At 43.1% G+C, this 12488-nt stretch carries 11 protein-coding genes; 4 read left to right on the top strand and 7 right to left on the bottom strand.

The window, feature by feature from the left end:
- Positions 1-7 precede the first annotated feature (7 nt).
- Positions 8-331, top strand: a complete 324-nt coding sequence (locus BUB30_RS09110) for a hypothetical protein (RefSeq protein WP_143164825.1) — start codon at positions 8-10, stop codon at positions 329-331.
- A 31-nt stretch (positions 332-362) separates the two neighbouring features.
- Here BUB30_RS09110 and BUB30_RS09105 read toward each other — a convergent pair whose 3' ends face one another.
- Complete coding sequence (locus BUB30_RS09105) at positions 363-1508, bottom strand: sensor histidine kinase (RefSeq protein WP_073132956.1); 1146 nt, start codon at positions 1506-1508, stop codon at positions 363-365.
- A gap of 827 nt (positions 1509-2335) precedes the next feature.
- Here BUB30_RS09105 and BUB30_RS09100 point away from each other — a divergent pair.
- Both BUB30_RS09100 and BUB30_RS09095 read left to right on the top strand, forming a co-directional pair.
- On the top strand, positions 2336-3802 hold the full coding sequence (locus BUB30_RS09100; protein ID WP_084137982.1) for a sensor histidine kinase: 1467 nt from the start codon (positions 2336-2338) through the stop codon (positions 3800-3802).
- A 687-nt stretch (positions 3803-4489) separates the two neighbouring features.
- Positions 4490-6925, top strand: coding sequence for an ABC transporter permease (locus tag BUB30_RS09095; protein ID WP_073132954.1), 2436 nt, complete (start codon positions 4490-4492; stop codon positions 6923-6925).
- A gap of 307 nt (positions 6926-7232) precedes the next feature.
- Here BUB30_RS09095 and BUB30_RS09090 read toward each other — a convergent pair whose 3' ends face one another.
- Positions 7233-7631, bottom strand: coding sequence for a response regulator (locus tag BUB30_RS09090; protein WP_073132952.1), 399 nt, complete (start codon positions 7629-7631; stop codon positions 7233-7235).
- A 236-nt stretch (positions 7632-7867) separates the two neighbouring features.
- Entirely contained in the window at positions 7868-8296 is a 429-nt protein-coding gene (locus tag BUB30_RS09085) for a response regulator (RefSeq protein WP_073132949.1), read from the bottom strand.
- Positions 8297-8673: 377 nt separating this feature from the next.
- Between BUB30_RS09085 and BUB30_RS09080 the strand changes: the two genes are divergently transcribed.
- Complete coding sequence (locus BUB30_RS09080) at positions 8674-9096, top strand: response regulator (protein ID WP_073132947.1); 423 nt, start codon at positions 8674-8676, stop codon at positions 9094-9096.
- A gap of 179 nt (positions 9097-9275) precedes the next feature.
- Here BUB30_RS09080 and BUB30_RS09075 read toward each other — a convergent pair whose 3' ends face one another.
- The 4 genes from BUB30_RS09075 to BUB30_RS09060 all read right to left on the bottom strand — a co-directional run bounded on the left by BUB30_RS09075 (position 9276) and on the right by BUB30_RS09060 (position 12066).
- Entirely contained in the window at positions 9276-9716 is a 441-nt protein-coding gene (locus BUB30_RS09075; RefSeq protein ID WP_073132945.1) for an SMI1/KNR4 family protein, read from the bottom strand.
- Positions 9717-10061: 345 nt separating this feature from the next.
- Positions 10062-10559 carry a hypothetical protein gene (locus BUB30_RS09070; RefSeq protein WP_073132943.1) on the bottom strand — a complete coding sequence of 166 codons (498 nt, stop codon included), beginning with the start codon at positions 10557-10559 and terminating at the stop codon, positions 10062-10064.
- Between the two features lie 50 nt (positions 10560-10609).
- The gene (locus BUB30_RS09065) at positions 10610-10981 is read right to left on the bottom strand and encodes an IS110 family transposase (RefSeq protein WP_073132941.1); all 372 of its coding nucleotides are present in this window, start codon (positions 10979-10981) and stop codon (positions 10610-10612) included.
- Positions 10978-12066: a transposase gene (locus tag BUB30_RS09060; protein WP_084137981.1), complete on the bottom strand. Its 1089-nt coding sequence runs from the start codon at positions 12064-12066 to the stop codon at positions 10978-10980. The genes BUB30_RS09065 and BUB30_RS09060 overlap by 4 nt, the downstream gene beginning before the upstream one ends.
- Positions 12067-12488: the final 422 nt, after the last annotated feature.

Genomic DNA, 12488 nt, shown 5'->3' with positions numbered 1-12488 from the left:
AATGACAATGAGTATCAAGGTTCATCCTTCCGGCAAAACAACAGACATTTTATACCTACCTCCCCTGAGGAAATTTATAGGTAAGGAATTGAAGTCCTTACTAGTAGAAATAAACCCGGATAACTATGATAAATTTTATATAGATGTATCGCAGGGAATTCGTGCAGGAATAATTATTCAATTTAAAGATAGCGGAGCTGCTTTGCGTATCTATTTTGTTAATGATGACAATGGAGCAGACCAGGATTGGGAAAAAGCAAATAACAGGTGGATCTCTCGTATCGAAATATATAGGGATAACGAATTCGTTACGCTATTTACAGAGGACTAGCGGAGTCGCTTTAAGGCAGTTTCCAGCCTGTCTAGGCATTGAGTGTAAAATAGAAATTAGAGCCGTTTCCAGGATTTGATTCGGCCCATATCTTTCCATTGTGTTTATTGACAATTCTTTTCACTATCGCTAAACCAATGCCCGTTCCGTTAAAATCTTTCTCGCTGTGCAGGCGTTGGAATATCTCGAACAACTTGTTATAGTTCTTCATGTCAAAACCGGCGCCGTTGTCCCTAATAAAATACACAAATTTGCCTTGCTCTTGTCTCGCGCCTATCTCAACCCTCGGGTTCTCTTTTTTCTGGGAATATTTTATTGCATTTGAGATCAGGTTTGTCCAGACTTGTTTGAGCATATTGTTGTCGCCCTCAACTGTGGGCATATCGTGAATGATAACCTCCGTCTTATCAAGGGGAATGCTAAGGGCAATATCCTGAACCACTTCATTCACAAGGTCCCTCATGCTGAACTCCGTCGAGGAAATTTCTTCGCGGGCTTGCCTTGAAAAGTGCAGAAGATCCCGAATCAGTTTTGTCATCCGGTCAGAGGAGGTCATGATAAGATTGACTAACTTAAGCGCCTCATCATCGATTGGCATGTCCTTAAGTAAGTTGGTGAGGGCGATGATACTGGTTAATGGGTTTACCAGGTCGTGTGAAACGGAATAATTGAATGAATCAAGAGATTCAACCTGCTCAAGCCTTCTCTGAAGAACTTCATTCAGCGATTCCAGTTTCTCGTTTGCTATGCGGAGTTCCTTTTCTTGCCTGACTAACTCTCTGGTCTTCTCGCTTAGCTCAACGAAGGCTTTTACCTTTACCTTCAACAAATCGGGGATAATAGGTTTACTAATATAATCTATCGCTCCGGCCTGATATCCTTTGTAAATATTACCTTCAATATCCATTGCTGTAAGAAATATGATCGGAATATTGACGAGCTTTTCGCGGCTGTATATTAATTCAGCGGTTTCAAAGCCATTCATAACGGGCATGACCACATCAAGTAGAATGAGATGGAAATCCACGTCGTTCAGCAAAATCGAGAGTGCCTCCTTGCCGGAATTCGCTTTGACTAAAGTGTAATTTTCATTCTGTAGTATAGTTTCCAAGGCAAGCAAATTCTCGTCACGGTCATCGACCACAAGAATTTTGAATTTGGAGATATTATTAAGCATTGTGATTGGATTGAAGAAACAAATGGGAAAATTTCCCGCATTCAGGCTGCGCAGCCAAATTGTGTGCCAATCTTAATACTTAGTGCGCCGCTGGAGACTTACTACCGTTGGAGAGAATTTGCGGCGAACAATTGGTGGCTGTATTTCAAAAATATGGGACTTCCGCGGAACTACCATTATGGTTTCAACGACCGCTATTTTGCCACCGTTGGAGATTCCACTGCCCATGAACACCTAATTCCGTGCAAGTGTGAGCAGTGATAGTTAACTTAGGATTCCAGATTGCACAGAGATTGTAACTGATTAGTAATTTTGATTATCTTGAACTTATGTCAATTAAGAGTTAGTCTGTGCCTGCTTAAGTCGTGGTGATCACACCCTCACGGAATAAAGTGGTCAAGGGGGCCGGAATCTCCACGTTGCGTCTGTACGAAGCGGACACTATGGCTACCGTGCGGTCCAGAGCATACGCCATCCTCAAGCTTGCTGCGGGCGGCGGGCGTGAGCAGGGCCTCCGGTAGGAGGGTGTGCGTCGGTTGATACAGGCTTGCAAAGATGGTCATCCCCGATGCTGAGTTCCTATCGGGAAATTGTCGCAGCTGTAGAGAAAAGTGCCCATCCATATAGTAACTCCAAACAAACTAGCCCATTTCAAGCCCTGGGCCAGTTCAATATACTGGCATCATTATCGACACAGCACTTGCGTCTTCCACGACCATTTTTGACGCCCAGGCCTTCCTCGATATACTTGCCATGCTAACGTTATCCCTATTTCACGCCTCCGCTTCATCCATAGGAAATGAAAAAAATAAACGGAATCTTGTACCATGAAGGCGAATACCGCAATATCCGATGAATTAACACTGGCGAAAAGAGATCTTGCTTTTGAAATCAATGAGAAGGGAAAACGAGTAGCAGAACTAGCAATTGCCAACATAGAACTTACGTTTCAAAACGAAGAAAAGGAAAAGCGGGCAGCAGAGCTAACTATTGCCAACCAGAAACTCGCCCTTCAAATAACAGAAAGGGAGAAGTTGGCCGCAGAACTCATCATCGCTAACGATGCGCTTGCTTTTCAGAACGAAGAGAAAAAAAAGCGGGCGGCAGAATTAATCCTTGCCAACCTGGAACTTGTTTATGAAAACAGAGAAAAGGAGAAACGAGCAGCAGAATTAGTCGTAGCGAATCATGAACTTACTTTTCAAAACAACGAAAAGGAAAAGCGTGCAGCGGAATTAATCGTTGCCAACAGGGAACTGACATTTCAAAACGAAGAAAAGGAAAAAAGAGCGCTAGAACTGGTCCTTGCAAACAAGGAACTTCTTTTTCAAAATGGAGAGAAAGAAAAGCGGGCGGCAGAATTGGTGATTGCCAACAAGGAGCTTGCTTTTCAAAACGAAGAAAGGGAAAAAAGAGCGCTAGAACTGGTCATTGCTAACCAAGAACTTCTTTTTCAAAATGGAGAGAAAGAAAGGAGGGCAGCAGAATTGGTGATTGCCAACAAGGAGCTTGCCTTTCAAAACGAAGAAAAGGAAAAGCGAGCGGCGGAACTCATCACGCTCAACGCTGAACTTAAGGCGTTCAGCTATGTATCCAGCCACGATTTGCAAGAGCCCTTGCGTAAAATACAACTCTTATCCGACCGGATTTTAGGAATGGAGGATCAATCCTTATCCGAGAAAGGAAAGGACCACATGCACAGGATTCTTTCAGCAGCCACCCGGATGCGCACGCTTATTGATGACTTACTGGCCTTTTCCAGCCTGAACATTGCAGAGAGGAAATTTGAGGCCGTTGATCTCAACATTATTATTGACGAAGTAAAAGACGAGCTCAAGGAAACCATAGACGAGAAGCACTTGACAATCGTAGCATCAAAGCTCTACAAAGTCAGGATGATCCCGTTTCAGTTTCGTCAAATCATACATAACCTTATCAACAACTCGCTCAGGTTTTCAAAGCCATGCATTGCGCCTCATATTATAATTGAGAGCAGAATTGCAAAAGGCCGCGCACTGGGTGAAGAAAAGCTCCTGCCCGAAGCAAGTTACTGCCACATCTCATTTTCCGACAACGGCATCGGCTTCGATCCGGAACACAAGGATCGGATCTTTGAGGTATTTAAAAGACTTCATGGCAGAGAGGCTTATGCAGGCTCGGGCATCGGCCTTGCCATTGTAAAAAAGATCATGGACAATCACAACGGCATCATCACCGCAACAGGTTCACCGGATAGGGGCGCAACGTTCAATATTTATCTCCCTCATGAAAGCGATGACGAATCGGTAAGATAGCTGGCATCTTATAGGAGGCTCCTGGCCTTTAGTGGAGATTTCAACTAACGTGAACAACTCTTTTCAATGTAAAGTGAACAATCCGTTTCACGTCAAAGTGAACAGCTTTTTTCGGGGCAAAGTGAACACCTAAAATCAAGTAGGATAAGTATTAGGATCGGTTGACCTAAAGTTGATTGTAACGGGTTATTTGTGCTCCTGAACACAACAACTAAAAATGGCTAACAAACCGATCACTATGAGCAAACTGAGACAAGTTTTAAAATTTCATTGTCAGGGACAGAGCAAACTCAAAATCAGCTCCATTACAGGCCTTTCCCGGAATACAGTAATAAAGTATGTCAATACCTTTTCCGCTTTAAAAACAACCTGGGAAGAAGTTAATCCAACTCCCAGAGAATCTGCGAAAATTTAAAGATTTATCGGTTCGATAGTTTTACTTTACGCCTTCACGCTTCTATTATACTTTTTTCTGACAGACGAGTGGTTTTCTGCTCAGTATTGTACTGGGCGAGAAGACCTCGATTTGCCTTTAAGGTGATCGTTGCCGGACAGTATTTTTTCACGTCTGTACAAGCAATTCGGGAAACAAATCAATTTCAACACTTTTTTTGATGGCTCCATCTTTGCATTACGCAGGACTGCAATAGATCTCATGTTTAAGTTTAGTCAAATTTGCCCCTAACCATGATACGAAATTATTTCCTCATCGCGGTCCGAAATATCATCCGCGATAAAGTGTTCTCCGCCATAAACATCGTTGGCCTTGCGGTCGGAATCGCTTGTTTTCTCGCCTTATTTCTTTTCGTTCAGGATGAATTGACTTTCGACCAGTCGGCCTTCGATTCCAGTCAGATATATCGCGTCTATGTCAAGATTGCCGTGAATGGATCGGAAGAGACCAGTTCAAAGACTGCCCAGGTCCTTGGGCCAATACTCCAACAGAATTACCCGGAGGTCAAGAGTTATATGAGGATCGGATCCTTCGGGCCACGTGCCTTCAAATACAACGATAAACTATTTCGCAGTGGCAGCATTAACGCTGTCGACTCTACCTTTTTCAAAATTTTCGCGGTGCAATTTATCGAAGGTGACCCCGCAAGTGCTCTTGTTGAACCTAACTCAATTGTACTCACTGAAACAGCCGCTAAAAGAATATTCGGAAATGAAAGTCCCGTGGGCAAATTGTTACCGACGGAATCAGGGCAAAATTTCAAAGTCACAGCATTGGTCAAAGATTTTTCACGGAAGTCTCACTTCCATTGTGATTATCTCGAGTCTCTATCCACGTATAAAGTCAACGAAAACTGGCTGGACAATTTATTCACTACGTATTTGGTGCTTCAACCCGGAACCGATGTCGCTGACTTTGAAAAAAAATTACAAAGGGTTGTTGTGGATGACGTTGGTCCGGAGATTCAAAAGTTGTTAGGTGTGTCGATAGATCAATTCTTCGGGAACGGAGCCGCATATTCATTTCACCTGCAGCCGTTCTCCTCCATCTATCTGTATTCCCAGCGCGACTACGGAATAGATCTTAATACCGAATCGGGAGCCATACGCACCAGTGATATTACCTACACGTATATGTTTTCCGCTATTGCCATATTCATCCTGATCCTGGCGGTGATCAATTTTATGAACCTGTCAACTGCAAAATCTGCCAGAAGGGCCAGAGAAGTCGGTGTCCGGAAAACATTCGGTTCCGCGCGATCGCTCCTGATATTCCAATTCATCGGCGAGGCTATTCTTACAAGTTCCATCGCCATGCTACTGGCTGTTTCTTTTCTGACACTGCTATTACCTTTTTTCAACATCCTTTTGGAGAAAGACCTGAGCCTCCTGATAATAAACCAATATTGGACGGCTCCGATACTGATCGGCTTTACGATAGTGGTCGGTGTTCTCGCAGGCAGCTACCCCGCGTTTTATCTCTCCTCATTTGTTCCTGCCAAAGTACTTAAGGGCGACAGTCATGCGTCGCGCAAAAGCATGTTGCGAAATGGTCTCGTTATCCTCCAGTTTGGCATCTCCATTTGCTTACTTATTGGAACCTTCGTTATCAAGCAACAGCTTGACTTTATTCAGAACAAAAACCTTGGATTTAACAAGGAGCATCTCCTCTCCATCAATAATATAAATCTATTGGGCGATCATATCGAAACCTTTAGAGAAAAGTTGCTAAATAATGCCAACATTGTCTCAGTTACCCATGCGTCGCATATGTTCACTGCGGGTATACCAGGAGCTGGCTATTTGTTCAATAAGAAGACTGGCACTGATCCCTTTCTCTGTCAATTTATTGTTGTGGACTACGATTTTCTTAAAACGTTCCAGGTTGATTTGAAGCAGGGTCGGTTTTTTTCCAAAGAGTTCCCTGCTGACGTGGATGCTGTAGTTGTGAACGAGGCAGCGGCTGCCGCCTTTGCAACAGACGATGTGATTGGAAAAGAGCTCGTTTCCCTTGACGCCCGTAGCAATGGCCACGGCTACAAGATCATCGGGGTCATCAGCGATTTCAACTATGAGTCCCTCCACACAAAAGTAAGGCCGCTGGTGCTTCACCTACAAATGGAGGATCATCCTGCCAATAATTTCATGGTGCGCATCGCTTCAGATGACATGAGCAATACTATTCGTTATATCTCCGATAAGTGGAAAGAAATAGCACCCGGTGAGGCGATGAATTACAATTTTATTGACATCACGTTAGCCCGTCTTTACGTTGCTGAGCAAAAGACAAATATGGTGTCAGTTATTTTCTCTTCAGTCGCGATTTTTATCGCTTGTATCGGTCTGTTCGGTTTGGCTGCATTTGTGGCAGAGCAACGAACAAAGGAAATTGGCATCCGGAAAGTGCTGGGTGCCACATCAAGGCAGGTCGTGTTGTTGCTCTTAAAGGAGTTTGCAGCGTGGGTCTTGATTTCCAATATCATTGCATGGCCAGTGGCTTGGTATGTAATGAATGGTTGGCTCGAAAACTTTGCGTTTCACACTGAAATGTCTGTGAGCTATTTTTTAATAGCAGGCATTGTCACATTCTTGATTGCGTCAATCACAGTGGGATTTCATGCTGTAAAAGCGGCCCAGACAAATCCCGTAGCAAGTATGAAGTTTGATTAGTTGGATGCGAGCATAAGTCCGAAATTCAGGGACCGGACTTTCAGTCAGCACTGATCTTTCAGGGTGACCGACTCAAAGTTTCGAGCCTTGAGAGAGTATTTGGAAATTTCGATCCCCTTGACCACCTTATTTCGCGACGGTGTGATCATCAAAAGTTATTTCATGATGATTATTCAACATTAAAATTAACTCCCTCAATTTCAACGTGGGAGGTGGTCAATTTGTCGCGAAACCCTTTGACCCGTATCGCGAAAAAAGGTGATCACGGACTAACGAAATGAAGTGGTTAACCATCACGGAATTTCCACTAAGCCGCTTCTTCACACATCTCCAGAGCCCTACGCAAGGTTTGCTCATTTACAGGTTTTGAGAGGTATTGACTGGCACCCGAGTGTTTTGCCCTGGCAATGTCCTGGGGGCTTACGGAGGAAGATACAATAATAATTTTCACATGATCTTTCCCTGGTAGGTCAAGGCTTCTGAAGGCGTCCAGAAAACCAAAGCCGTCCATAATGGGCATATTCAAATCCAGCAGAATGATATCCGGCAATGCCTTTGCACCAATATAATACTCATTGAAAAGGTCGATTGCTTGTTTGCCATTCAATGCGGTGTGAATGTCATTGACAAAGCCCATGCGCTCAAGCGTCTTCCTATTTAGGAAATTGCTGATAGTGTCGTCGTCTACCAATAGTATGCTTTTCATAGCCTGCTTGTCGTTTGTTCTTAAAAGGTGAAACCGAAGGTTGAAGTCCCGTATAATTTGCGAGAAAAACTCACGTTAACGTTCTTGGTTCAATTATATGCAATGCAATGATCTATGAATGAATCCATGTTGGGAATTCTAGGTGCTTACTAGAATCCCTTTGTAAGGAAATTAATAAAAAAATGTCAGTATTGACGACAACATCCCATTTTTTCTTGTCACTGATGAAGTTTGACTTACCTTTTACCACTTCTTTCATGGTAGTTACGGATGTTCATCAGATAGGCCTCAATAGTTAACATGATATCGGATTTCATCGAAGCAAAATCCGTGTGCTTCTTCATAAATGATGCATTCCACTTTCGGAAGAATTCCATGTCAGATTCGGTGGCGAAAGTTGAATACATTACCACCGGTACGTCTCTTGATCTAATATCATTTCGTATTTCAATGAGGCATTCCTTACCACTTATACCAGGCATGTTACAATCCAGAAATATTATTTTTGGCAATCGGTCTAGTGACCACAGTAACTTCAACCCATCTTTTGCGTTTTTGGCTGTCATGCATGTTATATCGACGTTGTCGTTCTCTAGTGCTGACACGAGCAACTCCAGGTCATCGGGATCATCATCAATAGCCAATATTATATTGCCAGCTTGCATACGTTGTGGGTTGACTTGATCTGAAGGTCATAAAGAGGACCAATTTTTTGGCATGGAATGCTTAAGGCCGGGATAGCATAATTTGAAAGGTGGTGATCGTTATTTTTACCTAATCAATGCCTATTTAATAACCGGAATGTGGAAAAAAATCCACACTTCAATAGGAAGCCATACAGCAGCAAACAGCGCCCCCCTCGCCGGGTTTCTATGGGTATCAAACAAAGTGATAATTGGAGGAAATCTAGCGGAAGGCGCTAAATTTTGAGCCCAAAAACCTTGAAATGATGGCACTTCCGGGGTTTATCCGTTATTTTGCTCCCCAACTGACTAGCAATTAAAAAAACTTTTTTTTAGCTTCACTTGCTCTTTTTTAGGCTATGAAGCAGTTGACAATCATGGTGGTTGACGACGATCCGGACGACATCGATCTGTTCAAAGATGCTTTGTCCGAGGTTGATAATAGCTGCCGGCTGATCGTAGCAAATGATGGGAGGGACGCTTTGCAGCAGTTAAGAGGTAGTAGCCTAGATCCAAACATAATTTTCTTGGATTACAACATGCCTTTCATGAACGGCGTGCGTTGTCTTGCTACGCTAAAAGAGGACCCGTTGTTTAAGAACATTCCGGTGGTCATGCATTCAACGACTCTTCCTGAGGAAGACATCGCCTTCTGTAAAGGGCTTGGCGCGAAAATTCTGGTTAAACAAGTTGTGTTTGCGAGCATGATCCGCGAGCTGACTAAGATCCTGTCAGAGGTAAGAAGCAGGGAAAGCGTGTTTCAGCCCGTGAACATCCGGTGAAGTGACCGGTCCATTTCACATAAGACCACTTATATAAACACCATTCCGGTCATTCGTCATGAATAATTTCGTAAGGCTTTAATATTCAATTCAGCCGCCTGATGAATAACCCGTGAATTTAGTCTTGATATTCTATTCTTCGAACAATAAATTTCAAATTCAAAGCAGGGTAGCTAAGATCATTCTTCTTCAGACAAACCATCGACCAGTTCTTCCAGGCTGTTACAAACAAATTCCCAGGGATTATCTTCTCCATTATCGAATTGATCAACCCATATCTGCCCATACGTTTCCGGTTTGATGGAAACATTATAATCCCAACCGCCTGAATCGACTCCAAATGGGACAAATCCCTCCTCTTTATAGTAGCGATGTCCCTTAAGAATAGCTTCAACGGAAGCCCCGCCCAAATCTGATTCTCTCAGGTAAAGCACTTTATGTATCTCATGCAGTATGTCTCCTCTACGAAAGTACTTTTCCTTCAATTGTGATCCCTCATACGCTACAATAAATTCCCTCAAATTTTGAGGAAAAGTAATGCGGGCTTCCTTCTCGAACGCAATCACTTCATCAAGACTTTTAATTCGCCGGTTGTCCTTTCTTAGGGTCAATTTATTCATGTATAAAAGTAGTTTTTTCCAGTCTGACAGAGTAATCGGCGGTCTTCTTGTTTTTCAACATGCAAGTATCTGTATGACCAATCCTTTTCATTGACGATCTCGCCGCGCGGAGTGGCCCCTCGTTGACGCGAAATGCAATGGTCAAGGGTACGACAAAGTGATCAACCACCTCGAAATCTCCACATTAGGTTAAGAGGGAAGAGGAGTTGTGCCTAATTTTTAATCTGTTGGAATGCAATCTGCTGGCGTCTTTGTCAAATGCGGTGCACCGATTCGCCACCTTGTCATCACCCCTTTTTTTTGTCCAATCTTACCACCCCGATAGGGCTCCCGATGTCTAAATCATCAAAGTTTTTTCTTTGGATTTTCCTTTCTTCCACCCAAAGTTCTAATCGTAGTGATATGCGTTTTGGCAATTTTAGGACTGGCGGCTACCCCAAGCAGCAACCAGTTTCGGTTTAGCCCCATCCTGAGCAACGTCAGATTGTGATCGTACATTTTACGCAACGTCCTAGTGGCAATTTCATTCCGGGTTGGCTCACCTTCAATTACTCGCAAACTGTCATCGACAATCACATTTCCCGAGAACTCTTTTTTTCCATTGTCGATCAATTCATTTTTCATCCGCCATAACTCATTTTTATCTTCTGAAATGCCAATGGTAACAAACGGATTGACGACGCCGGTAGAGAAGTCAATAAATGCTTCTTGATAAACCTCTTCAATCGGCTTAACCCGGAAGAACTTAAACTCCACATCGCCTTGAAGGCAAAAACATCCACCCGGTAACGCATAGCTGGATTCTTTCTCGATTTTATTTAAAAGCTTCTCAATATCGTCCATACCTGAAAAGTAAAGAAAAAGGCAACAAGAATTAAAAGGTATAGTGGATTTTATCCTAATCTGACGATAATACGTTCGGCATCCAGTTTACCGCTCTTACCCCTGACCATGCCCATCGAACGTCTTATTTTCAGGGCGTGCTCCAAACAAAGCAGCGACTTTCTCTTGGAAAGAAAATCAACCAGTTTATCATCATACTGCCCCGCATCTTCCATGATGATCAACGTGCGGTTCGTAAATGGAACTTGAGCATTTTTCAGGATCTTTTCAAATTCTATAAAACCAATAGGGTGGTTTTCTACCTGTCCGCTCAAAATTTTTCCAGCTTTTGTCAGCACTGCAAAATCAAACCAGTACTTGGATATATCTATTCCGATGAAATAGGTGAATTTTCTCTTCTCGAAGGCACGCGTTGGTTTCATGACATGCCAGTAAGCTGAAGCATGTCAACTCTCTTCCGTAATACTTCAACAGGCACGTATCGACTGTTACGTTTAATTACGGCCATGGCTCGGAGAACTAGCTTATGTCCCACATTATTGAGCGCCAGCCGTTTTGGTTTGCCTTCGCTTACCTTCCGCTCGTAATAGTCCTTCAATTCGTTACTGCTGTTAATCAGTGCCAGCGCAGCAAGATGCAGATGACCTTTCAGGACTTTATTTGACATCTTATGAATGTGACTTTGTGGAGCTTTGAGTCCGGAGGAATACGAAAAGGGAGCGCAGCCGCAGTACGAGGCCAACTGACCTGAATTGGAACAGGTGGTGAAGTAGTTGGTATAGCAAACCAACGCCAGGGCAGTATGAAGCCCAATTCCGGGGATTCCGATCAAAAGATGAACTTGATTTTTCATCCTTTCATCTTCGTTCAAAATGCGTTTGATCTCTGACATTATCCGGTCACACGCTTCATCGACGGATTTGTAAAACCGCCCATTTATGGAATGGAAAAATTTGTTCTCTGTCTCAAACGAAAAGTTTTGCAGTTCCTTGAATGGCGTTTCAACGATTGCCTTGGCTTTTAGCAAACGTGATCTATTCTTTAGGAGTGTTTTAACTGTTTCCAGCGATCTTGGTTTTCTTTCGTGCAGGATTAATTTATCCAGATGTCTGATTGAATATTCAGTTATCCTTTTTGCGTCGATGTCATCACTCTTTCCCTTTGCCGTACCGAGCGATCTTTTGATACGCACTCCCATTTCTACGCACAAAAGAACGCCATGGGTTGAAAAGAAATTGATTAATAGTTTTGAATACGGACCGGTATGCTCAATGGTTACAATGGTCAGTTTCGATAGGCTAACTCTGGAAGACTTGAGGTGCTTGTTCAACTCGATAATGCCCTCAGGAGTGTTCGCGCATTGGAAATGTGTGTGTCGTGAGGCGACTTTTTGGACAATGTAGACGTTAAACCATTTCTTAGAAACGTCTATACCCACGAAATTCTGTACCAATTTCGGTCTCATATCTCTGCGATGATGAATGAACAAACAGCGGGCAAAAATCATATCGTCCGAGGTCGTTAACCTTTATATCGTCATTTTTCTTTCCCGCTGTTTTGTTGGGTGAATTTACTGCGCAAATCGTGGAAAGTAAATCGCAGAAAATGGGTAATTCATTTGCGCCTTTTGTTCTGGCCTTGACAATTAAAGCGCTCTTTAGGTAGCTCAGCATTTGTTCCGGTGATAACTCTGAGTGATCATACCCAACCGGAACGCCCGTTTATTCAAGTGTCTTGTTGAATCTATATTCTGATCGCGAGATCCCGTAGAAGTAATTGATTGCCTGTTGGCTTACGTACAAATTGAACTGCGGCATAAAGTCATTCATAGCCAGCAAGAATCTTGTACCATCTACCAGATGAAGTACAAACATGTCATCGGTAGTTTTGGATCGTTTTGAATTTCTCGAATATCTCCGGGTAGCTTTT

The sequence above is a fragment of the Chryseolinea serpens genome, from assembly GCF_900129725.1.
In the GTDB taxonomy this organism is placed as follows: domain Bacteria; phylum Bacteroidota; class Bacteroidia; order Cytophagales; family Cyclobacteriaceae; genus Chryseolinea; species Chryseolinea serpens.
Note: the sequence above shows the minus strand (reverse complement) of the source record. Positions and strands in the feature narration are given on the sequence as shown.